Source organism: Citrobacter sp. C13, from assembly GCF_014596815.2.
In the GTDB taxonomy this organism is placed as follows: Bacteria; Pseudomonadota; Gammaproteobacteria; order Enterobacterales; family Enterobacteriaceae; genus Citrobacter; species Citrobacter portucalensis.
Window position 1 is genome coordinate 4,803,968 of the sequence record NZ_CP115024.1, and the last position, 25,536, is coordinate 4,829,503.

General features: G+C 52.8%; 22 protein-coding genes. 6 read left to right on the forward strand and 16 right to left on the reverse strand.

Features of this window, described 5'->3' with window-relative positions:
* Position 1: 1 nt before the first annotated feature.
* From rffC to trxA, 8 genes are all read right to left on the reverse strand, one after another.
* Complete coding sequence (rffC, locus tag IB222_RS22955; protein WP_148362633.1) at positions 2–679, reverse strand: dTDP-4-amino-4,6-dideoxy-D-galactose acyltransferase; 678 nt, start codon at positions 677–679, stop codon at positions 2–4.
* Positions 676–1,938, reverse strand: coding sequence for a UDP-N-acetyl-D-mannosamine dehydrogenase (gene wecC / locus IB222_RS22960; RefSeq protein WP_008787073.1), 1,263 nt, complete (start codon positions 1,936–1,938; stop codon positions 676–678). Before wecC ends, rffC begins: the two co-directional genes overlap by 4 nt.
* A complete protein-coding gene (gene wecB / locus IB222_RS22965; protein ID WP_032934208.1) occupies positions 1,935–3,065 on the reverse strand; it encodes a UDP-N-acetylglucosamine 2-epimerase (non-hydrolyzing) in 1,131 nt (376 codons plus the stop codon). The genes wecC and wecB overlap by 4 nt, the downstream gene beginning before the upstream one ends.
* Before the next feature lie 55 nt (positions 3,066–3,120).
* The gene (gene wzzE / locus IB222_RS22970) at positions 3,121–4,167 is read right to left on the reverse strand and encodes an ECA polysaccharide chain length modulation protein (RefSeq protein WP_148362634.1); all 1,047 of its coding nucleotides are present in this window, start codon (positions 4,165–4,167) and stop codon (positions 3,121–3,123) included.
* 12 nt (positions 4,168–4,179) lie between these two features.
* Positions 4,180–5,283 (reverse strand): UDP-N-acetylglucosamine--undecaprenyl-phosphate N-acetylglucosaminephosphotransferase, encoded by a 1,104-nt coding sequence (wecA, locus tag IB222_RS22975; RefSeq protein ID WP_032945680.1) that lies wholly within the window; start codon positions 5,281–5,283, stop codon positions 4,180–4,182.
* A gap of 238 nt (positions 5,284–5,521) precedes the next feature.
* Positions 5,522–6,781 (reverse strand): transcription termination factor Rho, encoded by a 1,260-nt coding sequence (rho, locus tag IB222_RS22980; RefSeq protein WP_002437993.1) that lies wholly within the window; start codon positions 6,779–6,781, stop codon positions 5,522–5,524.
* 87 nt (positions 6,782–6,868) lie between these two features.
* Positions 6,869–6,988, reverse strand: a complete 120-nt coding sequence (locus tag IB222_RS22985) for a rho operon leader peptide (protein ID WP_049259789.1) — start codon at positions 6,986–6,988, stop codon at positions 6,869–6,871.
* A gap of 130 nt (positions 6,989–7,118) precedes the next feature.
* On the reverse strand, positions 7,119–7,448 hold the full coding sequence (trxA, locus tag IB222_RS22990) for a thioredoxin TrxA (RefSeq protein WP_001280776.1): 330 nt from the start codon (positions 7,446–7,448) through the stop codon (positions 7,119–7,121).
* A 143-nt stretch (positions 7,449–7,591) separates the two neighbouring features.
* On the opposite strand from trxA, the gene rhlB reads away from it, so the two are divergent.
* Together rhlB and gppA are read left to right on the forward strand one after the other, a co-directional pair.
* Positions 7,592–8,860: an ATP-dependent RNA helicase RhlB gene (rhlB, locus tag IB222_RS22995; RefSeq protein WP_003829013.1), complete on the forward strand. Its 1,269-nt coding sequence runs from the start codon at positions 7,592–7,594 to the stop codon at positions 8,858–8,860.
* A 136-nt stretch (positions 8,861–8,996) separates the two neighbouring features.
* Positions 8,997–10,478, forward strand: a complete 1,482-nt coding sequence (gene gppA, locus IB222_RS23000; protein ID WP_003829016.1) for a guanosine-5'-triphosphate,3'-diphosphate diphosphatase — start codon at positions 8,997–8,999, stop codon at positions 10,476–10,478.
* A gap of 51 nt (positions 10,479–10,529) precedes the next feature.
* On the opposite strand, the gene rep is transcribed toward gppA, so the two are convergent.
* A complete protein-coding gene (gene rep / locus IB222_RS23005; RefSeq protein WP_003829018.1) occupies positions 10,530–12,551 on the reverse strand; it encodes a DNA helicase Rep in 2,022 nt (673 codons plus the stop codon).
* A gap of 84 nt (positions 12,552–12,635) precedes the next feature.
* Here rep and ppiC point away from each other — a divergent pair, with 84 nt between their 5' ends.
* On the forward strand, positions 12,636–12,917 hold the full coding sequence (gene ppiC, locus IB222_RS23010; protein WP_003017999.1) for a peptidylprolyl isomerase PpiC: 282 nt from the start codon (positions 12,636–12,638) through the stop codon (positions 12,915–12,917).
* A gap of 100 nt (positions 12,918–13,017) precedes the next feature.
* Here ppiC and ilvC read toward each other — a convergent pair whose 3' ends face one another.
* The gene (ilvC, locus tag IB222_RS23015; protein ID WP_003829020.1) at positions 13,018–14,493 is read right to left on the reverse strand and encodes a ketol-acid reductoisomerase; all 1,476 of its coding nucleotides are present in this window, start codon (positions 14,491–14,493) and stop codon (positions 13,018–13,020) included.
* A 164-nt stretch (positions 14,494–14,657) separates the two neighbouring features.
* Between ilvC and ilvY the strand changes: the two genes are divergently transcribed.
* Positions 14,658–15,560: an HTH-type transcriptional activator IlvY gene (ilvY, locus tag IB222_RS23020; RefSeq protein WP_003829023.1), complete on the forward strand. Its 903-nt coding sequence runs from the start codon at positions 14,658–14,660 to the stop codon at positions 15,558–15,560.
* A 172-nt stretch (positions 15,561–15,732) separates the two neighbouring features.
* On the forward strand, positions 15,733–16,926 hold the full coding sequence (gene fabV / locus IB222_RS23025) for an enoyl-ACP reductase FabV (protein ID WP_126319714.1): 1,194 nt from the start codon (positions 15,733–15,735) through the stop codon (positions 16,924–16,926).
* Positions 16,927–16,989: 63 nt separating this feature from the next.
* On the opposite strand, the gene ilvA is transcribed toward fabV, so the two are convergent.
* The 6 genes from ilvA to ilvL form a co-directional block, all read right to left on the reverse strand.
* Positions 16,990–18,534, reverse strand: coding sequence for a threonine ammonia-lyase, biosynthetic (gene ilvA / locus IB222_RS23030; protein ID WP_149384954.1), 1,545 nt, complete (start codon positions 18,532–18,534; stop codon positions 16,990–16,992).
* A 5-nt stretch (positions 18,535–18,539) separates the two neighbouring features.
* On the reverse strand, positions 18,540–20,390 hold the full coding sequence (ilvD, locus tag IB222_RS23035) for a dihydroxy-acid dehydratase (RefSeq protein WP_103284534.1): 1,851 nt from the start codon (positions 20,388–20,390) through the stop codon (positions 18,540–18,542).
* A gap of 158 nt (positions 20,391–20,548) precedes the next feature.
* Positions 20,549–21,478: a branched-chain amino acid transaminase gene (locus tag IB222_RS23040; protein WP_003829030.1), complete on the reverse strand. Its 930-nt coding sequence runs from the start codon at positions 21,476–21,478 to the stop codon at positions 20,549–20,551.
* A gap of 17 nt (positions 21,479–21,495) precedes the next feature.
* Positions 21,496–21,759 carry an acetolactate synthase 2 small subunit gene (ilvM, locus tag IB222_RS23045; RefSeq protein WP_003018017.1) on the reverse strand — a complete coding sequence of 88 codons (264 nt, stop codon included), beginning with the start codon at positions 21,757–21,759 and terminating at the stop codon, positions 21,496–21,498.
* Positions 21,756–23,402, reverse strand: coding sequence for an acetolactate synthase 2 catalytic subunit (gene ilvG, locus IB222_RS23050; RefSeq protein WP_148362638.1), 1,647 nt, complete (start codon positions 23,400–23,402; stop codon positions 21,756–21,758). The genes ilvM and ilvG overlap by 4 nt, the downstream gene beginning before the upstream one ends.
* 138 nt (positions 23,403–23,540) lie before the next feature.
* Positions 23,541–23,639: an ilv operon leader peptide gene (gene ilvL, locus IB222_RS23055; protein ID WP_001311244.1), complete on the reverse strand. Its 99-nt coding sequence runs from the start codon at positions 23,637–23,639 to the stop codon at positions 23,541–23,543.
* Between the two features lie 352 nt (positions 23,640–23,991).
* On the opposite strand from ilvL, the gene IB222_RS23060 reads away from it, so the two are divergent.
* On the forward strand, positions 23,992–25,512 hold the full coding sequence (locus IB222_RS23060) for a YifB family Mg chelatase-like AAA ATPase (RefSeq protein WP_057067459.1): 1,521 nt from the start codon (positions 23,992–23,994) through the stop codon (positions 25,510–25,512).
* The last annotated feature ends 24 nt before the right edge of the window (positions 25,513–25,536 follow it).

Consider the following 25,536-nt stretch of genomic DNA (forward strand, 5'->3'; position numbering starts at 1 on the left):
GTCACCTGTATAACCAATACGCGGTGCTTTCCACATTCGCACCACTGTGTATATAGCGTTTAAGCGCGGCGGTATTGCCCATTTGGGTCGCCACGCGCAATGTTGTTTTACCGCGAGCCTGCGCCCAGCAAAGGGCAGCCTGCATCAGTTCTGCTCCCGCCCCACGCCCGGCCAGCAGGCCAATTCGCGCCTCGGTCGCATTCAGTTCACGCAACGAGACATAGCCACGAATATCACCAGCCGGTGTACGAAAAACGAGGCATTGATGATCGAACGTCCCCAGCACCGCGTTTTCAATCCACTGCGCGTAAAAACGCGCGCTGGCATCTGCGGCATACCACGGGGCGCGAAAACGACTTTGCGCGAACGCCTGTCCTGCCAGTTGGCGTAATGCAGGGATATCCGTAGTTTGTGCGACCTGCGCACCGGGGTCGCCATGCGCACACGTCACCGGCAGCACAAAATCCACTTCACCTTCAACCAGTGAGAAGCCCAACTGTTGCAGGGCATCTAATTCATGGATATTGGCGGCAGGAATTTTTGCCTGTACCCGCGACCAGGGCTGCAACACATCCGCAGTCAGAACCGGCGCGTGTTGGTCAAAACGCACAATGGCGCTATTCACGCCAAAGAACGTATTTTCCCAGCTAAGCGGCTCAATACTGGCGCGGATTTTCACCGCCAGACCCCTTTGGTATCAACGATATATTGCTGGTGAACCGCATCGCCTTTAATGGCTTTAAATTCATTATGGTCGACCAGCAAGACCAGCACATCGGCGCTTGCCAGGGCATCGTCCAGCGCTGCCAGTTGGCACAGACCGTCCAGTTTTTTCGGCAGTTGATGGATGTTCGGTTCCACCACCAATGTTTCGCCTTTGTGCCAATGCGCGATGCTTTGCGCAATTCCCATCGCCGGGCTTTCACGTAAGTCATCAATATTCGGTTTAAATGCCAGACCAAAACAGGCAATTTTCACTTCGCTGGCCCGTTTATTGGTATCCGCCAGACAGTCGGCCACGGCAGCTTTTACCTGATCAACCACCCAATGAGGCTTTCCGTCGTTTACCTCACGCGCGGTGCGAATCAATTTCGCCTGCTGCGGGTTCTGCGCCACGATAAACCACGGATCAACCGCGATACAGTGCCCGCCAACCCCCGGACCCGGTTGCAAAATATTCACGCGCGGATGGCGATTTGCCAGTCGAATCAGTTCCCAGACGTTGATCCCCTGATCGGCGCAAATCAGCGACAGCTCATTGGCGAAGGCGATATTGACGTCACGGAAGCTATTTTCAGTCAGTTTGCACATTTCCGCCGTACGGGCGTTGGTCACGACACATTCGCCCTCAAGGAAAATGTTGTACAGTTCGCTAGCACGCGCGGAACAGACGGAGGTCATTCCCCCAATCACGCGGTCGTTTTTAATCAGTTCAACCATCACCTGGCCCGGCAGCACGCGCTCTGGGCAATAAGCAATGTTAACGTCCGCGTGTTCACCGACTTGCTGCGGGAAAGTCAGGTCAGGACGCATTTCAGCCAGCCATGTGGCCATCTGTTCAGTGGCCCCGACAGGCGACGTCGATTCAAGGATCACCAACGCGCCTTTTTTCAGCACCGGTGCAAGAGACTTGGCTGCGGCTTCCACATAAACCATATCGGGTTCGTGCTCCCCCTTAAACGGAGTAGGCACAGCAATCAGATAGGCATCCGCATCTACAGGGGTTGTGGTCGCACGAAGAAATCCATTTTCGACCGCCGTTTTCACCACTGCGCCCAAATCTGGCTCAACGATATGAATTTCACCGCGATTAATGGTATCCACCGCGTGTTGATTTACATCTACGCCAATCACATGCTTTTGACGGGAAGCAAAGGCAGCCGCCGTCGGCAGTCCGATATAACCCAGCCCAATGACAGAAATGGTCGTAAAACTCATAGCGATATCCGATTATTTTTTAACGCGTGTAAAATGCGGCCACATGCCTGCCCGTCACCATACGGATTATGGGCGCGGCTCATGGTCTGATATTCATTGTCGTCATGCAGCAAACGCGTGACTTCTTCGACAATACGCTGCGGGTCGGTCCCTACCAGACGTACTGTGCCTGCAGTAATCGCTTCCGGACGTTCCGTCGTTTCGCGCATCACCAGAACCGGTTTCCCCAGAGATGGGGCTTCTTCCTGAATCCCGCCAGAGTCGGTAAGGATCAGCCAGGCGTGATTCATCAGCCAGACAAACGGCATGTAATCCTGCGGTTCAATCAGGATGACGTTTTCAACGTGACCCAGAATGCGATTAACCGGTTCGCTGACGTTAGGATTCAGGTGCACCGGATAGACAATCTGTACGTTCTGATTGGCCGCAGCAATTTCCGCCAGCGCATGGCAAATGTGTTCAAAACCGCGACCGAAGCTTTCCCGACGATGACCGGTCACCAGTATCATCTTTTTATCCGAGCTCAGGAATGGGTAATGCTCTGCCAGTTCAGCTCGCAATGCATCGCTCGCCAGTACGCGATCGCGTACCCAGATCAACGCATCAATAACCGTATTACCTGTAACGAAGATACGGCTATCAGAAATGTTTTCTCGTAACAGGTTTTGGCGCGAGTTTTCTGTTGGTGCAAAATGATACATCGCCAGATGCCCGGTCAGCGTACGGTTCGCCTCTTCCGGCCAGGGAGAGTAGAGATCGCCTGTACGTAAGCCTGCCTCCACATGCCCTACCGGGATGCGCTGATAGAACGCGGCCAGGCTAGTAGCAATGGTGGTTGTGGTATCGCCGTGAACTAACACAACGTCAGGTTTAAAATCAGCCAGAATTGGCTTTAATCCTTCCAGTATTCGGCAGGTAATTTCTGTTAGTCCCTGACCTGGCTGCATAATATTGAGATCGTAGTCAGGTACAATGGAAAAGAGGTTCAACACCTGATCGAGCATCTCCCGATGCTGCGCCGTGACGCAAACTTTTGCCTCAAAATCAGGATCTTTTGCCAGCGCATGAACCAGAGGTGCCATTTTTATGGCCTCCGGTCGCGTGCCAAATACAGTCAGTACTTTCACATCGATTCTCTTCGGATTGGCAGTGAGGGCCCAGCCCCTCACGGCAACGATATTGCTAAATCGTGCGGCGACGGGTTAACGCGACACCGGCACCGATCAGAGCCCCAACGATGCCCCACATAATCATCAGGAAGGCACGACGAGGGCTGTCACGTTTTACCGGTTCCTCCGGCGTACGCAAATAACGATAGGTCTGAAAACGCGGATCCAGAGTTGGCCCAACGTTCAGTGTGTTAAGCATGGCTCGGTTTTGGAAGTAGTCCAGATCGAAATCGGGACCAACAGATTGCAGGTTTTCGAGTCGTGCCTGCAGCATAGGACGTCCAAGCAAAAACAGTTCAGAATCGGGTAGCTCTTCAGCCGGAACGTCAGTGGAAGTACGCGAAATATTATGCTGTTCAGCAATTTTGAGAGCCTGCTCAATGTTGTGAACTCGGCGAGAGAAAATCGATTTCGCCACTTCTTCCTGGCGTTTAACCTGCGCCTTCATCTGCACAGTGCGCGCAGCCCAGGCTCCCTTTAACTCGTCGTTCAGATGACGCGCCGCACGCTGACTGGCAAACGCGACGTACTGACGCAACAGATTGTTGGCATCAGGTGCCGTTTCGGCAATCAGCTTCACGCTGTCATTGGTATTACGAACCGCATCGCCGGGCATAAACTGAATGTTATTAATCAGTTCATCCAGCATCGCCGCATCGGCTTTACTGTTACCCACCATACGTTGCTTGTAATAATCAGTCTGCTGCCAGAATTCACGGCGCGTATCCCATGAGGCAAGCTGCATGATAAATTCTTTATAGGCCTCATCCATCACTGACGGCTGATCCGCAGATGCAAGACTGGCCTTGATGTCCAGGTTACGTAAGAACTGCTGCTGAGAGTAATAGCCGCCCAACATATTAACCGTTGGCCTGTCTGAAATCGCCGTCGCGCTCCACTCCTGACGAGCAAAAAACGTATAGGCGAGAGCGACTAACGCGAAGGCGAGAGCCATACTGACGATCCACACCTTCCCTGTCCACAAAGTACGAAACAACCCACGGATGTCCAGTTCATTTTCAGCGCTCATGGCATGTTCCCCCGGTAATGGTTGTGTCATCGTACCCTCAATTTATTTGGTTAAGTTTGGTTTACTGTCACGGTTTCTACGCAACTTGCGCTTCCAGCGTTTGATAAATCTCGCTACCTTCCAGGCACGTTTAATACAATAGTCGTACAAGACAAATGCCAGTAAAAAGAGCACCAGCATCACCCATTCCGGAACGACCCGAGAATATTCAGCCAACACGCCGATAGAAGCCAGGATCGCAGCAGCCAGCGTAATCAGGACAAAAGCCTGTCGGGAGGTAAACCCGGCACGCATGATTAAATGGTGAATATGTTGACGGTCCGGGGAGAAAGGGCTCATGCCTTTACGTAAACGACGATACATGATCGCCACCATATCCATTAACGGAATAGCAATAATCCACAGTGCGGTGACCGGACTAATAGGATGCGTTTTACCTTGAGTGGTCTCCAGCAGGATCCAGATGACCGTAAAGCCAATCAGCGTACTCCCCGCATCGCCCATAAAGACCTTATAGCGCCGTCCGAGAATACCCAGGTTCAGCATGATGTAAGGCAGAATGGCGGCGATCATGGCAAAACACCAGATAGCCAGGCTTGTCTGGCCGTCAAACCACAAGATAAGCCCCATTGCGGCGAATGATACGCTGGATAGCCCGCCTAACAGACCATCAATCCCATCCACCATGTTAAAGGCGTTAATTGCAGCCCAAACGGCGAAAAGGGTAAGGAAATAGCCAAAAGGACCGAGCACCATCTCCCAAGGGCCAAAAATGAACCCAAGGCTCAACAGATAGAGCTTACCTACCGCCATCATAATGATGCCGATGATAGCCTGGATGGTCGCACGGATTTTTACACTGATATCAAAGCGGTCGTCCAGTGCACCGATAAATACCAGTACACCAGCACAAGCCAGGTAAAGAGTTGCATGCGGGATATAATAATCGGCGATGAGGAACGTAAAGCAAATGCCTGCGTAAACCGAAATCCCCCCAACCAACGGAATCAGTCCCTGATGACGTTTGCGGAAGTTGGGTTTATCCACCAATCCTATCTTTTTCGCAACCTTACGGGCAAAGAAAAGAAACAGCGTTGTGAATAAAAAAATACTGATGAGATCAGTACTTGCTGTCAGTAAATTCACTATACATACTCTCAAAGAATATCAATATATGAAGTATAACCATCCAGGCGATTATTCAGAAGAGAAACCCGATTCCATATCAGGTGGTTCTGTATGATTATTAACCACAAAATACGAATTACAACCCTTCGTCGCCAGGCGGTATGTCATACCGGATTATTATTATTGTGTCGTTAAGATTACATCCACAAAAGCAAAACGCCACGTAAAAACGTGGCGTTTTCAGATGATGCCCGAATCAGGAACGCTTCATCATATCGAAGAAGTCGTCATTGGTCTTGGTCATCGCCAGTTTGTTAATGAGGAATTCCATTGCGTCGATTTCACCCATCGGATGGATGATTTTGCGCAGGATCCACATTTTCTGCAGCTCTTCCTGGGTAGTGAGCAGCTCTTCTTTACGGGTACCGGAACGGTTGTAGTCGATAGCCGGGAAGACGCGTTTTTCAGCAATCTTACGAGAGAGATGCAGTTCCATGTTGCCGGTACCTTTAAACTCTTCGTAGATAACTTCATCCATTTTAGAGCCGGTATCAATCAGCGCAGTCGCGATGATGGTCAGGCTACCGCCCTCTTCCACGTTACGTGCAGCACCAAAGAAACGCTTCGGACGATGCAGGGCGTTGGCGTCCACACCACCGGTCAGTACTTTACCGGAAGCCGGAACCACGGTGTTATATGCACGCGCCAGACGGGTGATGGAATCAAGCAGAATGATAACGTCTTTCTTGTGTTCAACCAGACGTTTCGCCTTCTCGATAACCATTTCCGCAACCTGAACGTGGCGGGAGGCTGGTTCGTCAAAGGTAGAGGCAACCACTTCACCTTTCACCAGACGCTGCATCTCGGTAACTTCTTCCGGACGTTCGTCAATCAGCAGCACCATCAGCACGCAGTCAGGATGATTGTATGCAATGCTCTGCGCGATGTTCTGCAGCAGCATGGTTTTACCCGCTTTCGGCGGAGCAACAATCAGACCACGTTGGCCACGACCGATCGGCGATGCCAGATCCAGTACACGCGCCGTTAAGTCTTCAGTAGAACCGTTACCACGTTCCATACGCAGACGAGAGTTTGCGTGCAGCGGCGTTAAGTTCTCAAAGAGGATTTTGTTACGGGCGTTTTCTGGTTTGTCGTAGTTAACTTCGTTAACTTTCAACAGCGCAAAGTAGCGTTCACCTTCTTTCGGCGGGCGAATCTTACCAGAAATGGTATCACCAGTGCGGAGGTTGAAACGGCGGATTTGGCTGGGAGAAACGTAGATGTCATCAGGACCGGCGAGGTAGGAGCTGTCTGCAGAGCGGAGGAAACCAAATCCATCCTGCAATATCTCCAGCACACCGTCACCAAAGATATCTTCGCCACTCTTTGCGTGCTGCTTCAGGATGGCAAAAATAATGTCCTGCTTGCGCATACGAGCCAGGTTTTCAAGGCCCATATTTTCGCCGAGAGTGATCAGCTCAGAAACCGGCGTATTCTTTAATTCGGTAAGATTCATAATGGTGTGAGTTCTTAAACTTGGGGTAAATCTCGAACTTAATGTTGTGAATGGTATGGCAGGGTCATCCATGCCTGTTTACGGCCATCAACTCATGTCTGTTCGCTGTCTGGTCACAGGAAAGTACGCAGAACTGAAACGACAAGACGGATTGAGTGACAAGCCAGGAATCTGTCCACTCCTCGCGCGAGAAACAACGGGAAGTATTGGATATAACTAGATTCAAACTTAATAAGGTATGTTTAATACGAAGTCAACACTAACTTAGCACGACTCAAGTCGGGCGTCCAGTCATCCGAATCATTTCGAAGTAGGGTCGCCCGATCATGAGACTTCCTTACGCTAAATTAGCGTCGAGGAATTCTTTCAACTGACCTTTGGACAGCGCGCCGACTTTCGTCGCCGCAACTTCGCCGTTTTTAAACAGCAGCAGGGTCGGGATGCCACGGATACCATACTTCGGCGCGGTGCCTGGGTTTTGGTCAATGTTCAGTTTAGCAACCGTCAGTTTGCCCTGATATTCGTCAGCGATTTCATCCAGAATCGGAGCGATCATTTTGCACGGACCGCACCACTCTGCCCAGAAATCAACGAGGATTGCTCCGTCCGCTTTGAGTACATCCGTGTCAAAACTGTCGTCAGTCAGGTGAATAATTTTATCGCTCATAATAACTCCACAGGAATAAGCCTGGTGCATTGGTGTAGCATTAATCAACGACGTGTTGATGTAGCATTAACCAACTAAAGGTTGACTTTATTTCACCGGATACGCTTTCGTAAAGCAATAGTAAGCTGATATTCTACCACACTATGAGCAAAACACATTTAACAGAACAGAAGTTTTCCGACTTCGCCCTGCACCCAAAGGTGATAGAAGCCCTTGAAAATAAAGGCTTTCATAACTGTACGCCCATTCAGGCCCTCGCGCTGCCGCTAACGCTGGCTGGTCGTGATGTTGCCGGGCAGGCGCAAACCGGTACCGGAAAAACGATGGCGTTCCTGACGTCAACGTTTCATTATCTTCTCTCTCATCCCGCGATTGCCGATCGCAAGGTGAACCAACCGCGTGCGTTAATTATGGCGCCAACGCGTGAGTTAGCCGTGCAGATCCACGCCGATGCCGAGCCGCTGGCACAGACCACTGGTCTGAAATTAGGCCTGGCGTATGGCGGCGACGGTTACGATAAACAGCTGAAAGTGCTGGAAAGCGGCGTCGATATTCTTATCGGCACGACCGGTCGTCTCATCGACTATGCAAAACAGAACCACATTAATCTGGGCGCGATTCAGGTCGTGGTGCTGGATGAAGCCGATCGTATGTACGATCTGGGCTTTATTAAAGATATCCGTTGGCTGTTCCGTCGTATGCCGCCAACCACCCAACGTCTGAACATGCTGTTTTCTGCAACCCTCTCTTACCGCGTTCGCGAACTGGCGTTCGAACAGATGAATAACGCTGAGTACGTTGAAGTCGAACCGGAACAGAAAACTGGCCACCGCATTAAAGAAGAGCTCTTCTACCCTTCCAACGAAGAGAAAATGCGTTTGCTGCAAACGCTGATTGAAGAAGAGTGGCCAGATCGCGCCATTGTTTTTGCTAACACCAAGCATCGTTGTGAAGATATCTGGGGCAGCCTTGCTGCGGACGGTCATCGCGTCGGTCTGCTGACCGGTGACGTAGCACAGAAAAAACGTCTGCGTATTCTTGATGAGTTCACCCGTGGCGATCTCGACATTCTCGTTGCGACGGATGTCGCTGCGCGTGGCCTGCATATCCCAGCAGTAACGCACGTATTTAACTATGACCTGCCGGATGACTGTGAAGATTACGTTCACCGAATCGGTCGTACCGGACGTGCTGGCGCAAGCGGTCACTCTATCAGCCTGGCCTGTGAAGAGTACGCGCTGAATTTACCCGCAATCGAGACCTATATCGGCCACTCGATTCCGGTCAGCAAATATAACCCGGATGCGCTGATGACCGATCTGCCGAAACCGTTGCGCTTAACGCGCCCGCGTACAGGCAATGGCCCACGCCGTACCGGTGGTGCTCCGCGTAATCGTCGTCGTTCAGGTTAAGAAAAGTTATGCCATACACAAAATCATTCAGCCTGTATCAAGGCGGCAAGAAAACGAATCCCGATGAGCTTATTTTAGTAGGTGATTCGGGTGAGAGAACGCAGCCAACACAGATACAGGTTGAAGGATGAAGTGTATGAATTCTACTTCGCTGTATGCAGCAATCGATCTCGGCTCGAATAGTTTTCATATGCTGGTTGTACGCGAGGTGGCAGGAAGCATCCAGACGCTCACGCGTATCAAACGCAAAGTGCGTCTGGCCGCTGGACTCAACGGTGACAACGAGCTCTCTGTTGAAGCGATGGAGCGCGGCTGGCAATGTTTGCGCCTGTTTGCTGAACGTCTGCAGGATATTCCGCATCCACAAATCCGGGTGGTCGCCACGGCAACATTACGCATCGCCGTAAATGCCGATGTGTTTATTGCCAAAGCGCAAGAGATCCTTGGCTGCCCTGTCCAGGTGATTAGCGGTGAAGAAGAAGCGCGACTGATTTATCAAGGTGTGGCCCACACAACCGGCGGTGCCGATCAGCGTCTGGTTGTGGATATTGGTGGCGCCAGCACTGAATTAGTCACCGGTTCCGGCGCACAAACCACCTCTCTGTTCAGCCTGTCAATGGGCTGCGTCACCTGGCTCGAACGCTATTTTACCGATCGTAATCTGGCACAGGAAAACTTTGACGAGGCAGAGAAGGCCGCACGTGAAGTTCTGCGCCCGGTCGCCGACAAACTGCGTTTTCATGGCTGGAAAGTTTGCGTTGGTGCCTCTGGTACCGTCCAGGCGTTGCAGGAAATCATGATGGCGCAGGGTATGGATGAGCGTATTACGTTGGCCAAACTGCAGCAGCTTAAGCAGCGCGCCATTCACTGCGGTCGTCTGGAAGAGCTGGAAATCGAAGGGTTAACGCTGGAACGTGCGCTGGTTTTCCCCAGCGGGCTGGCCATTCTGATTGCTATTTTCACCGAACTGAACATTCAATGCATGACCCTGGCCGGCGGCGCATTACGTGAAGGTCTGGTCTACGGCATGCTGCATCTGGCGGTGGATCAGGATATTCGTAGCCGCACATTACGCAATATCCAGCGTCGCTTTATGGTCGATACAGAGCAAGCACATCGCGTTGCCAATTTAGCGACTAAATTTCTCGATCAGGTAGAAAAAAAGTGGCATCTTGAACCGATTAGCCGCGAACTACTGATTAGTGCCTGTCAGCTGCATGAAATTGGCCTGAGCGTTGATTTTAAACAGGCACCACAGCATGCCGCTTATCTGGTGCGCAATCTCGATCTCCCGGGTTTTACCCCTGCGCAAAAGAAACTGCTAGCAACGCTGTTACTCAACCAGACCAATCCCGTCGATCTCTCTTCGCTCCACCAGCAAAACGCAGTGCCACCGCGCATCGCAGAGCATCTTTGCCGTTTGCTACGTTTGGCGATCATCTTCGCCAGCCGTCGCCGTGACGATCTTGTGCCGGAAATTCAAATGGATGCAAGAAACGAGCACCTGACGGTCACGCTACCAGAAGGCTGGCTGGAACATCATCCGCTGGGTAAAGAGTTAATCGATCAGGAAAGTCAGTGGCAAAGCTATGTCCACTGGCCACTGGACGTTCATTAGATGTTGGTTGCCGGATAGCGCGCGTTTACACGTATCCGGCCTACAAAATACCTACTTCGCTTTGGCTTTCGCCATCATTGCCCGAATATTAGCGATGCTGGCCTGCCCTTTTTGCATCCGCTCCTCAGCGCTCACCACTTTACGCTCTTGCTCCCAGATAACGTCATCCTGTGGCAGCTCCAGCAGGAAACGACTCGGTTCCGGACGCACCAGCTCACCGTACTGACGACGCTCTTTACACAACGTGAAGATGAGTTCTTTCTGTGCACGCGTAATCCCTACGTAAGCCAGACGACGTTCTTCGTCGATATTGTCTTCATCGATACTGCTCTGGTGCGGCAAAAATCCTTCTTCCATTCCCACCATAAACACGTACGGGAACTCCAGCCCTTTGGAGGCATGCAGCGTCATCAATTGCACCTGATCCAGCTCTTCTTCACTCTCTCCACGTTCCATCATGTCGCGCAGAGTAAAGCGGGTAACGACCTGGGTCAGGGTCATTGGCTCTTCCAGCTCACTGCCTTCCAGCATCTCCGTCATCCAGCTGAACAGCGTATTGACGTTTTTCATACGCATTTCAGCCGCTTTCGGGCTCGGCGAGGTTTCATACAGCCAGGATTCGTAATCAATACCGTGAATAAGATCGCGCACAGCGGCAACCGGTTCGCGCTCCGCCAGGCGCTGAATTTCACCCAGCCAATGCGTAAAGCGGGTCAGAGAGTCATACCCGCGCCCGGTCAGTGTCTGGCTAAGCCCCATATCAAAGCTGGCGGTAAACAGGCTTTTATTACGCGTCATCGCCCATTCACCCAACTTTTGCAGCGTAGCCGGACCGATTTCACGCTTTGGCGTGTTTACGATGCGCAAAAATGCGCTGTCGTCATCCGGGTTGCTCAGCACACGCAGGTAGGCCAGCAGATCTTTAATTTCCGGACGCGAGAAGAACGATGTTCCGCCGGAAATTTTGTACGGGATACGGTTCTGCATTAGAAACTTTTCGAACACGCGTGACTGATGGTTGCCGCGATACAGGATGGCGTAGTCTTTATATTGAGTCTTGTTCACAAAGTGATGGGCAATTAATTCCCCGGTCACGCGTTCCGCTTCGTGCTCTTCATTATTGGCACTTAGTACCTTCAGCTCAGCACCGTAACCCAGCTCGGAAAAGAGCCGCTTTTCAAAGACGTGTGGATTGTTCGCAATGAGGATGTTCGCCGCCTTAAGGATGCGACCTGATGAACGGTAGTTTTGCTCCAGCTTCACCACCTGCAAAGCCGGAAAATCTTTGCTCAACAGTACCAGGTTCTGCGGACGGGCGCCGCGCCAGGAGTAGATCGACTGATCGTCATCGCCCACGACGGTAAAGCGCGCACGTTTCCCTACCAGCAACTTCACCAGCTCGTACTGGCTGGTGTTAGTATCCTGATATTCATCCACCAGCAGGTAGCGGATTCTGTTTTGCCAGCGCTCACGTACTTCTTCATTGCGCTGTAGCAGCAGCGTGGGAAGCAGGATCAGATCGTCAAAATCGAGGACGTTGCACGCCTTCATATGCGCGTCATACAGACCATAGCAGTGGGCAAAAATACGATCGCGCTCGCCTTTTGCGCTGGCTGCCGCCTGCGCTGGCGTCATCAGATCGTTTTTCCAGTTGGAGATCGTCGAGATCAGCTGCTGGAGAATAAGCTTATCGTCTTCGATTAGCCCTTCGGTCAGTTCCTTAAGCAAGGCCACCTGGTCAGTATCGTCAAACAACGAGAAGTTAGACTTCATCCCCAGCGCCGCGTATTCACGCTTAATGATATCCAGTCCCAGGGTGTGGAAGGTGGAGATCATCAACCCACGCGCCTCTTTACGACCCAGCGTTTGCGCCACGCGCTCTTTCATCTCGCGCGCAGCCTTATTGGTAAAGGTCACTGCCGCAATATGTCGTGCCTGATAGCCACATTCACGGATCAGATGGGCTATTTTGTTGGTGATAACACGCGTCTTGCCGGAACCCGCTCCCGCCAGCACCAGGCAAGGTCCGGTGACGAATTCGACGGCTTGTTGTTGTCCGGGGTTCAAACGCATAAAGGGTCACTCATGAAAGTCGGGAGGGGAGAATAACAGCGTGGTAGTATAGCCAGCCTTAACCACCCCACTCAAGGCACGATCATGGCAAAAACAGCAGCAGCAGTGCATATCCTTGTTAAAGAAGAGAAACTGGCACTGGATCTTCTGGAGCAGATTAAAAACGGCGCCGACTTCGGCAAACTGGCGAAAAAACACTCCATCTGCCCATCAGGCAAACGCGGCGGTGATTTGGGCGAATTCCGTCAGGGCCAGATGGTTCCGGCATTCGACAAAGTGGTCTTTTCCTGCCCTGTGCTGGAGCCAACCGGTCCGCTGCACACTCAGTTCGGTTACCACATCATTAAAGTACTGTACCGTAACTAATAGAAAGCCCGGTGTTTAAACACCGGGCTTTTTTTGCCGGATAGCGCTTGGCTTATCCGGCCTACGAAGCGCTGTTGATATGCCATTCCTCTATGAGGAATTATCCTGCGACCGCAATGCGCTTCATATCGGTCATGTAGCCACGCAGTTTCTGGCCCACTTTCTCGATAGCATGGCCGCGAATCGCATCGTTCACGTCACGCAGCTGCGCGTTGTCTACCGCGCCTTCAGCAATCGCTTTGCCCAGGTCGCCGGTCTGCAGGGTGGTCATGAACTCTTTCAGCAGCGGTACGCAAGCGTAAGAGAACAGGTAGTTGCCGTATTCTGCGGTATCAGAGATAACCACGTTCATTTCGTACAGACGCTTACGCGCAATGGTGTTGGCGATCAGCGGCAGTTCGTGCAGTGATTCGTAGTAAGCAGATTCTTCGATGATGCCGGAATCCACCATAGTTTCGAACGCCAGCTCAACGCCCGCTTTCACCATCGCAATCATCAGAACGCCTTTATCAAAGTATTCCTGCTCGCCGATTTTACCGTCGAACTGGGCAGCGGTTTCGAACGCGGTTTTGCCGGTCTCTTCACGCCAGGTCAGCAGTTTCTTATCGTCGTTAGCCCAGTCAGCCATCATACCGGAAGAGAATTCACCGGAGATGATGTCATCCATGTGTTTCTGGAACAGCGGTGCCATGATCTCTTTCAGCTGTTCGGACAGCGCGTAAGCACGCAGTTTCGCCGGGTTAGACAGACGGTCCATCATCAGGGTGATGCCGCCCTGCTTCAGCGCTTCGGTGATGGTTTCCCAGCCGAACTGAATCAGTTTTTCAGCATATGCCGGGTCAGTACCCTCTTCCACCAGCTTATCGAAGCACAGCAGAGAACCGGCCTGCAGCATACCGCACAGGATAGTCTGCTCACCCATCAGATCAGATTTCACTTCCGCAACGAAGGAGGACTCCAGCACACCCGCACGGTGACCGCCAGTAGCCGCAGCCCAGGCTTTAGCAATCGCCATGCCTTCGCCTTTCGGATCGTTTTCCGGGTGAACGGCGATCAGCGTAGGTACGCCGAAACCACGTTTGTACTCTTCACGCACTTCTGTACCCGGACATTTCGGTGCCACCATCACGACGGTGATGTCTTTACGGATCTGCTCGCCCACTTCCACGATGTTGAAGCCGTGGGAGTAACCCAGCGCTGCGCCGTCTTTCATCAGCGGCTGTACAGAACGCACAACGTCGGAGTGCTGCTTGTCCGGCGTCAGGTTAACCACCAGATCAGCCTGCGGGATCAGCTCTTCGTAGGTACCCACTTTGAAGCCGTTTTCGGTCGCTTTACGCCAGGAAGCACGCTTCTCAGCAATGGCTTCTTTACGCAGTGCGTAGGAGATATCCAGACCGGAGTCACGCATGTTCAGGCCCTGGTTCAGACCCTGAGCACCACAGCCGACGATGACCACTTTTTTACCCTGAAGGTAGCTCGCACCATCGGCGAATTCGTCGCGACCCATAAAGCGACATTTACCCAGCTGTGCCAGCTGCTGGCGCAGGTTCAGTGTATTAAAGTAGTTAGCCATGATGGTGTACTCCGTGATGTTGTGTTGTGGTGCTTATTATTCGGTTCGCAGATTTGTATTTGCGAGATTGAATCCACATTACAACAGGAAATTTATTGCGGAAATTGATATATTCACAACGTCACATTGCAATTTATGCAACGTAGAAAATCGGAGGCTCGTCTGTGGATTTACGCGATCTGAAAATGTTCCTGCATTTGGCTGAAAGTCGTCACTTTGGCCGCAGCGCGCGGGCAATGCACGTCAGCCCATCCACGCTTTCCCGGCAGATTCAGCGCCTCGAAGAAGACCTCGGCCAGCCGCTGTTTGTGCGCGATAACCGCACGGTTACGCTGACCGAAGCCGGTGAAGAGCTGCGCGTGTTTGCCCAACAGACGCTGTTGCAGTACCAGCAGTTACGTCACACCCTCGATCAACAAGGGCCGTCGCTGTCAGGCGAACTGCATATCTTCTGTTCGGTAACTGCCGCCTACAGCCATCTGCCGCCAATCCTTGACCGTTTCCGCGCCGAGCATCCATCGGTGGAAATTAAGCTCACCACCGGCGACGCCGCCGATGCGATGGACAAAGTGGTCACTGGCGAAGCCGATCTGGCGATTGCCGGTAAGCCCGAAACGCTGCCCGGCGCGGTGGCATTCTCGATGCTGGAGAATCTGACGGTCGTGCTAATCGCCCCGGCGCTGCCCTGCCCGGTGCGTAATCAGGTATCGGTCGATAAGCCCGACTGGTCAACGGTGCCGTTTATCATGGCCGACCAGGGTCCGGTACGCCGCCGCATCGAGCTGTGGTTTCGCCGTCACAAAATCAGCAACCCATCGATTTACGCCACGGTGGGTGGCCACGAAGCGATGGTCTCAATGGTGGCGCTGGGCTGCGGCGTGGCGCTGCTGCCGGAAGTGGTGCTGGAAAACAGCCCGGAGCCGGTACGCAACCGCGTGATGATTTTAGAACGCAGCGACGAAAAAACGCCGTTCGAGCTGGGCGTCTGCGCGCCGAAAAAACGGCTGCATGAGCCGCTGATTGATGCGTTCTGGAAGATTGTTCTGGAACGTAAATCCGCCGAGTAGCGCCAGCGTCAGGCCTAAAATCAGTGGTAGATTCAGTATTGGCGCTCCTTTTCTGTATAATGTCGTGATCCATTGTAGTGGGGGGCTTGTTAACCATCGCGTTAAGCAGGCCAGAACAGACGGTGTCATTGCGCACTTGACAGCGAAAATACAAACTTAATTAGCCATCATTATGATAATCAAACCAAAAATTCGTGGATTCATCTGTACAACGACCCATCCGACTGGCTGCAAAGTCAACGTGGAAAAGCAGATCGAGTATGTTAAGCAGAACGGGAAAATCGAGAACGGCCCGTCTCGCGTGCTGGTGATCGGTGCTTCCACCGGTTACGGTCTGGCTTCCAGAATTTCCGCCGCCTTTGGCAGCGGTGCCGCCACTATCGGCGTATTTTTCGAAAAACCGGGCACGGATACCAAACCAGGTTCCGCAGGCTGGTATAACTCTGCAGCTTTCGACGAAGCGGCCAAGCGTGAAGGTCTGTACTCCAAAAGCATCAACGGCGATGCGTTCTCTGACGAATGCCGTGATGAAGTGATTAAACTGATTAAAGAAGACCTGGGTCAGATTGACCTGGTGGTTTACTCACTGGCTTCCCCAGTGCGTAAAATGCCGAAAACCGGTGAAGTTGTCCGCTCTGCGCTGAAGCCAATCGGTGAGGTTTACACCTCTAAAGCGATCGATACCAACAAAGATCAGATCATCACCGCCAGCATTGAGCCGGCTACCGAAGAAGAAGTACAGAACACCGTCACCGTGATGGGCGGCGAAGACTGGGAATTGTGGATGGGCGCGCTGAGTGAAGCAGGCGTGCTGGCTGAAGGCGTGAAAACCGTAGCCTACTCCTACATCGGTACCGACCTGACCTGGCCAATCTACTGGCACGGCGCGCTGGGCAAAGCGAAAGAAGACCTCGATCGCGCGGCGGGTGAGCTGCGTAACCAGCTGGCACCGCTGAACGGTTCCGCTAACGTTGCGGTACTGAAGTCCGTCATCACCCAGGCATCTTCTGCGATTCCGGTAATGCCGCTGTACATCTCCATGGTCTTCAAGCTGATGAAAGCGCAGGGCATTCACGAAGGTTGTATTGAGCAGATCAACCGTCTGATGACCACCAGCCTGTACGGCGATAAAGTGGCGCTTGATGACAACCAGCGTATCCGTATGGATGACTGGGAACTGCGTGACGACATTCAGCAGGCATGCCGCGATCTGTGGCCGCTGATCACCACCGAAAACCTGGCGCAAGAAACTGACTATGCAGGATACAAGCAGGAATTCCTGAATCTGTTCGGTTTTGCTCTCGACGGTGTGGATTACGATGCAGACGTGAACACCGAAGTCGAATTCGACGTTATCACGCTGTAATCTGCTGATACAGTAGCAAAAAGGGTTCATGTTTTTACATGAACCCTTTTTTAATGGCTGTCTTTAACCCGCCAGGAAGAACCTGAACGCTGGGTTATGTGTTTCATCGTGACAGTCATAACCCAGTTCGTTTAGCCGCGTTTCGAAATCAGGCTCGTGTTCACCCAACTCAAACGCCGCCAGTACGCGACCATAATCGGTGCCGTGACTGCGATAGTGGAACAATGAAATATTCCAGTGCGTCCCCAGGGTATGCAGAAATTTGAGCAATGCCCCCGGCGATTCAGGAAATTCAAAGCTGTAGAGACGTTCCTGTAAGGATTTCGACGGGCGTCCACCGACCATATAACGTACGTGTAGCTTCGCCATCTCGTCATCAGACAGATCCACTACGCTATAGCCGCCCTCATTGAGCAGTTGCAGGATTTCCTTACGCTCTTCCAGCCCGCGGCTCAGACGTACACCGACAAAAATGCAGGCGTCTTTCGCATCAGCAAAACGGTAGTTAAATTCGGTCACCGAGCGCCCGCCCAGCAGCTGACAGAACTTCAGGAAGCTGCCCTTTTCTTCCGGAATAGTTACTGCCAGCAAGGCTTCGCGCTGTTCCCCAAGCTCGCAACGTTCGGAAACGTAGCGCAGGCCGTGGAAGTTAACGTTAGCGCCGGAAAGAACATGCGCCAGACGCTCGCCGCGAATATTATGCTGGGCGATGTATTTTTTCATCCCCGCCAGCGCCAGCGCCCCGGAAGGCTCCGCCACCGCGCGCACATCTTCGAACAGGTCTTTCATTGCCGCGCAAATAGCATCGCTATCAACAGTAATAATATCGTCGAGATATTCCTGGCACAGACGGAAGGTTTCATCGCCGATACGTTTCACCGCCACGCCTTCGGCAAAGAGACCCACACGCGGCAGATCCACCGGATGACCGGCATCCAGCGCCGCTTTCAGGCAGGCCGAATCTTCCGCTTCCACGGCAATTACTTTGATTTGCGGCATCAGCTGTTTAATCAGCACCGCAACACCTGCCGCTAATCCGCCACCACCAACTGGCACGAATACGCGATCGAGATGCGCGTCCTGCTGGAGCAGCTCCAGCGCCAGCGTGCCCTGCCCGGCAATCACCATCGGATGATCGAACGGTGGAACCCAGGTAAAACCTTGCTGCTGCGACAATTCAATCGCTTTAGCTTTAGCTTCATCAAAATTCGCGCCGTGCAGCAGCACTTCTCCGCCGAAGCCGCGAACGGCATCGACTTTGATATCGGCGGTAGCCGTTGGCATGACAATCAGCGCCTTCACGCCTAATCGCGCAGAAGAGAACGCGACACCCTGAGCATGATTACCAGCCGATGCGGTAATGACGCCATGCGCTTTTTGTTCTTCGGTCAAGCCCGCCATCATGGCATAGGCACCGCGTAGCTTGAAGCTGTGAACGGGTTGACGGTCTTCGCGCTTCACCAGAATGACGTTGTCGAGGCGCGAAGAGAGTTTTTCCATTTTCTGTAGCGGCGTTACCTGTGCCGCTTCGTATACCGGCGCACGCAGTACCGCTCTGAGATACTCGGCGCCCTCAGGAGCGCCGGATAGAGGTTGTGAATCCGCCATGATCATTATCCCCCGAGCTTCGACTTATCGCGCACCGCACCTTTGTCGGCGCTGGTTGCCAGGCTGGCGTAGGCGCGCAGTGCAAAGGAGACCTGACGCTGACGATCTTTTGGCGTCCAGGCTTTGTCACCGCGAGCTTCCTGCGCTTCACGGCGCGCAGCGATTTCCGCATCACTCAGTTGCAATTGAATGCCACGATTCGGGATATCGATGGCAATCATGTCACCATCTTCGATAATCGCGATATTACCGCCGCTGGCCGCTTCCGGAGAAACGTGACCAATGGAAAGCCCCGAAGTACCGCCGGAGAAACGACCGTCGGTAATCAGCGCGCAAGCCTTACCGAGGCCCATCGATTTCAGGAAGGTGGTTGGGTAGAGCATTTCCTGCATGCCTGGTCCGCCTTTCGGCCCTTCGTAGCGAATGACAACCACGTCGCCAGCCACCACTTTACCGCCGAGGATGGCTTCAACCGCATCGTCCTGGCTTTCATACACTTTTGCCGGGCCGGTGAATTTCAGGATACTGTCATCCACGCCTGCGGTTTTTACAATACAGCCGTTTTCCGCGAAGTTACCGTACAGAACTGCCAGACCGCCGTCTTTGCTATAAGCGTGCTCCAGCGAGCGAATGCAGCCTTCAGCGCGGTCGTCATCCAGCGTATCCCAACGGCAATCCTGTGAGAATGCCTGGGTAGTACGAATGCCGGCCGGGCCGGCACGGAACATTTTTTTCACCGCGTCGTCTTTGGTCAACATCACGTCATACCGATCAAGCGTTTGCGGCAGAGTCAGACCCAGCACGTTTTTCACGTCGCGGTTCAGCAGTTCGGCACGATCCAGTTCGCCTAAAATACCCAACACACCGCCTGCGCGGTGCACGTCTTCCATATGGTATTTCTGCGTGCTCGGCGCCACTTTACACAGCTGCGGGACTTTGCGGGACAGCTTGTCGATATCACTCATGGTGAAGTCGATTTCCGCTTCTTGCGCGGCCGCCAACAGGTGCAGAACGGTATTGGTGGAGCCGCCCATGGCGATATCCAGCGTCATGGCGTTCTCAAACGCCGCTTTGCTGGCAATGTTGCGCGGCAGGGCGGAGGCATCATCCTGCTCGTAATAGCGTTTGGTCAGCTCGACGATGCGTTTACCTGCGTTAAGGAACAGTTCTTTACGGTCGGCGTGAGTTGCCAGCAGTGAACCGTTACCCGGCTGTGACAATCCCAGCGCTTCGGTCAGGCAGTTCATCGAGTTAGCGGTGAACATCCCGGAACAGGAGCCGCAGGTTGGGCAAGCGGAACGTTCAACCTGCTCGCTTTGTGAGTCGGAAACTTTCGGGTCAGCCCCCTGAATCATCGCATCAACCAGGTCGAGCTTGATGATTTGGTCAGAGAGCTTGGTTTTCCCGGCTTCCATCGGACCGCCGGAAACAAAGATCACCGGAATATTCAGGCGCAAAGAGGCCATTAACATCCCGGGGGTGATTTTGTCGCAGTTGGAGATGCAGACCATCGCATCAGCGCAGTGGGCGTTAACCATGTACTCAACGGAGTCAGCGATCAGCTCACGCGACGGCAGTGAATACAGCATGCCGCCATGGCCCATGGCGATACCATCATCCACAGCAATGGTGTTGAACTCTTTCGCCACGCCGCCTGAGGCTTCGATTTGTTCGGCAACCAGCTTACCGAGATCGCGCAGGTGGACGTGACCCGGCACAAACTGGGTAAAGGAGTTCACCACAGCGATAATCGGTTTGCCGAAGTCATCATCGGTCATCCCGGTAGCGCGCCACAATGCGCGGGCACCCGCCATATTGCGGCCGTGGGTGGTGGTAGCAGAACGATACTTAGGCATGCTTGATTAACTCCCGTCTGTCTTTCCCCTGCATACTTCACGCCGCAGGTGCGTTGGCCGCCTCGCTCACCCCAGTCACTTACTACAGTAAGCTCCTGGGACTTGCTGCGTTGCCGTCTTCCTGCAACGTGAATTATTTTGGGGAAATATTAATTTTGTTATTGGTTTACTGAATCCAACCAGCCGTATTTATCTTCCGTTTCACCGGTGAAGAGGCCAAAGAAGGCCTGCTGGATGCGTTTGGTGACCGGACCGCAGCGGCCTTCGCCCACCTGGATACCATCGACACTGCGTACTGGGGTGATTTCGGCCGCGGTACCGGACATGAACACTTCGTCAGCCAGGTACAGTGATTCACGGGACAACACCTGCTCACGTACTTCGATATCGAGATCTTTCGCCAGCTTAATGATCGCGTCACGGGTAATACCCGGCAGTGCAGAAGAGGTAAACGGCGGGGTAAACAGAATGCCGTCTTTTACTTCAAACAGGTTTTCGCCCGCACCTTCGGAGATGTAACCATTCACATCCAGCGCAATGCCTTCCTGATAGCCATGACGACGCGCTTCGCTACCCACCAGCAGCGAAGACAGATAGTTACCGCCCGCTTTAGCAGCAGTAGGGATGGTGTTCGGCGCAACGCGGTTCCAGGAAGAAACCATCGCGTCGATCCCCTGCTCCAGCGCTTCTGCACCAAGGTAAGCACCCCACGGGAACGCGGCGATGATCACGTCAGTGGTGTATCCCGCTGGCGGGTTAACGCCCATCCCCACGTCGCCAACAAACACCAGCGGACGAATATAGGCGCTGGTCAGATTGTTTTTACGAATCACCTCGCGGCAAGCTTCCATCAGCTCATCAACGCTCTGAGAAACCGGAAAACGATAGATCTTGGCTGAATCACGCAGACGCTGCATATGTTCGCGATGACGGAACACCACCGGCCCTTTGTGAGAATCGTAGCAACGGATGCCTTCGAATACTGAAGTACCGTAGTGCAGCGCGTGGGACATCACGTGAACCTTCGCGTCTTCCCAACGAATCATCTCGCCATTAGACCAAATGTAATCAGCTTTTTTCGTCGTCATTTTTCTTCCTTTTGCGCTCAGGCGCGGATTTGTTGTGATGTGGTTGTGCTCTGGCAGATAGCAACATGTGCAACGTCTACCAGTTTACTTAACTGACTAAACAGTAAGTCGACCGACCGGGGGCTGGCAACGGTCAATTCGATATTTATATTTTGCGCATCGCTGGCGGCTTCCATATTCATGGAGCACACCTGAAAACCACGATGGCGTACCACGCGTAAAACACGTTCTAACGTTTCCGGATTGAAACGAGCCTCAACGGCGACCTGATGTTGCATCATGATAATTTCTCCAGCATTTCTGAGTTACTGGCACCTGGCGGTACCAGAGGCCAGACATTCTCAAGTTCGTCGATTGAGACATGAAGCAGGTATGGCCCCTCGCTGTTCAGCATGGTGTCGAGTGCCGCTTCAACCTGGTCTTTACGGGTGATGTGTTGACCTGGTATGCCGAAGGCGCTGGCCAACATGAGGAAATCGGGGTTATCGGTAAGGGTGGTTTCGCTATAACGTTCCTGGAAAAACAGCTGCTGCCATTGTCGCACCATGCCTAACCGCTGGTTGTCGAGTAAGACTATTTTCAGCGGCAACTGCTTGCGTTTTACGGTGCCCAGTTCCTGTACATTCATCATGAAGGAACCGTCACCGGAGATACAGATTACCGTATCGTTCGGGCGAGCAACCTGCGCGCCAACCGCTGCTGGCAGGCCAAAGCCCATCGTACCCAGGCCGCTCGAGGTGATGAAATTTTCCGGGCGGGTGTAGGTCATATGCTGCGCCGACCACATCTGATGCTGACCAACATCCGTTGTCACTACGCTGTCCGCGGGTTTGCGATCGGACAACTGCTTCAACAACAGTGGCGCGTAGATAGCCTCACCGGGATGATCATAGCGCCAGATATGCTCTGTGCGCAGTTCAGCGCTATGCTGACGCCATGCGTCAATCTTCAGAGATTGCTGCAATGCCGGCAGCAGAGAATTTAAATCACCCTGCAGGGCGACGTGCGCCTGGCGCAGCTTGTTCATTTCCGCCGGGTCGATATCCATGTGGATCACGCTGGCATTCGGTGCGAAGGTATTCAGCTTGCCGGTCACCCGGTCATCAAAACGCGCGCCCACTGCAATCAGTAAATCACATTCTTGCACCGCAAAATTTGCCGCTTTAGCGCCATGCATTCCCAACATACCCAAATAGTATGGGTAGTCAGCTTCTACTGCGCCCAGCCCCTTCAACGTGCAGGCGACCGGCATTTGGGTTACCGCGATAAATTCACGCAGGGCCGGGACCGCCTGCGCCATACCAACACCGCCACCGACGTACAGGATCGGTTTTTGCGCCTGCGCCAGCATTTTACGCGCCTGCTCAACATCAGCGTGCGGGAAAACCTCTACATTTTCGACGGTCGTAAAATACGGCTCCAGCGTACCGCTGGCCAGCTGGATGTCTTTCGGGATATCAACCAGAACCGGACCCGGACGACCGGAGTTCGCCACAGCGAAAGCCTCTGCCATAATGCGCGGCAGCTCTTCCAGTGACTGCACCAGGAAACTGTGTTTGGTGCAGGACAAAGACATACCGAGAACGTCCACTTCCTGGAACGCATCCGTTCCGATGAAAGGTGAGGCCACCTGACCGGTGATCGCCACCACAGGAACAGAATCTAACAGCGCATCGGCGAGTCCGGTGATCAGGTTGGTAGCGCCAGGACCTGAAGTGGCGATACACACACCGGTTTTACCGGTCGCACGGGCATAGCCAATTGCCGCCATTGCCGCACCCTGCTCGTGTCGGCACAACAGGTGTTCTACGCCGCCGTCATACAACGCATCGTAAACCGGCATAATTGCGCCACCAGGATAACCAAAGACGGTTTGAACCCCTTGTGCACGCAACGCATGTACCACCCACTGTGCCCCATTCATAGTTACATCCCCGCCGTAAATCTTGAGAAACAGAATTTTATGCTACCGTTCACTTTCTGCTCCTCATGTATGTTTTTAAGGTCAAAAAAACCCCCGGACCTTTCGGTGCGGGGGTCTTAGTTCGTTAAGGCTTGTTTTCTAAGCCTTTCCTCGTCCAAGTGCAGCCCCGCACGGTGGGATAATAATCACCACCACGCTAATCACGACCAGGCTAATCACTCGTAGAAGGGCTGTCATTTTTGTATTTTCTTGCATCTTGTTCGAAGGAATACCTAAAGAGTTACCATAGAATTTGCAAATGACACAAGATATTTTTTTATTCGTTTTTCTGACGCCGTTAACGGTTTAGATAAATATCATTGTTTTTTATACAAAAAATCAAAAGTGAAAATATTTCACTTTTCAGGTGATTCTCGGCAACCCGTTCCCTACTAAAAACGTTATTCAAAAGCGTTTGCGAGCGCTATTCCAGGCTTTATGCAAGCAGTATTGAGCTACATAAAAACACGGGAATAAGCCTCTAAAAACCGTAATTATGTGAAATCTTGCCGCGATGTATTGCGACATAATGCTTTCATCAGGAGGGCTTATGTCACTATCGATTGTTCACACACGCGCTGCGCTGGGCGTGAATGCGCCAGCTATTACTATCGAGGTACATATCAGTAATGGTTTGCCTGGTTTAACCATGGTGGGATTACCCGAAACAACGGTAAAAGAAGCCCGCGATCGGGTTCGCAGTGCGATTATTAATAGCGGTTATGAATTCCCGGCGAAGAAGATAACCATAAACCTCGCTCCGGCCGATCTCCCGAAAGAAGGGGGACGATATGATTTACCTATCGCAGTTGCGCTTCTGGCAGCGTCTGAGCAGCTTACAACCCATAACCTCGATACATATGAGCTGGTAGGCGAATTAGCGCTTACAGGCGCGTTACGCGGCGTTCCCGGTGCGATATCAAGTGCAACTGAAGCTATTCGCGCAGGCAGGAGAATTATTGTCGCAAAAGAGAATGCAGCTGAAGTGGGACTGATACACGGTGAAGGGTGCCTTATTGCCGATCATCTACAGGCTGTATGCGCATTTCTCGAAGGTAAGCATGATTTAGACAGACCATCATCGGCAGATTTTACCCCCTGCGCATTAGCAGATGATCTGAGCGATGTTATCGGCCAGGAACAAGGTAAACGCGGACTGGAACTTACCGCAGCTGGCGGTCATAACCTCTTACTCATCGGGCCGCCGGGAACGGGTAAGACCATGCTGGCCAGTCGCCTGAGAGGATTGCTTCCGCCACTGAGCAATGATGAGGCACTGGAAAGCGCCGCGATTCTAAGTCTGGTCAATTCCGACACGCTACAAAAACAGTGGAAACAACGCCCTTTTCGTTCGCCGCATCACAGTGCTTCATTAACCGCCATGGTCGGTGGAGGCTCTATTCCTGCGCCAGGCGAGATATCTCTGGCGCATAACGGCATACTGTTTCTGGATGAACTTCCCGAGTTTGAGCGGCGCACGCTGGATGCACTGCGAGAGCCCATTGAGTCCGGGCAGATTCATTTATCCCGCACTCGGGCAAAAATAACTTACCCCGCGCGTTTTCAGCTTATTGCTGCCATGAATCCCAGCCCAACAGGACATTATCAGGGGAACCATAACCGCTGTACCCCAGAGCAGACGCTACGCTACCTCAATCGATTATCAGGTCCATTTCTTGACCGCTTCGATCTCTCCCTCGAAATCCCCTTACCGCCGCCCGGCATACTCAGCCAGAGCCAGGTAAAAGGGGAAGATAGCGCAACGGTGAAGCAACGCGTTATGGCAGCACGAGAGCGTCAGTATCGGCGGCAGAATAAGTTAAATGCGCACCTGGACAGTCAGGATATCCATAAATACTGTCCATTGCGTAGCGACGATGCGCAGTGGCTTGAAGAAACGCTCGCGCATCTCGGATTATCCATCCGCGCCTGGTTACGCCTGATAAAGGTCGCTCGAACGATCGCGGATATAGAACAATCTGACCATATCTCTCGCCAGCACTTACAGGAGGCTGTTGGGTATCGGGCGATAGACAGATTACTCATTCATTTGCAGAAACTACTGGCATAAAAAAAGGGCTTTCGCCCTTTTTTA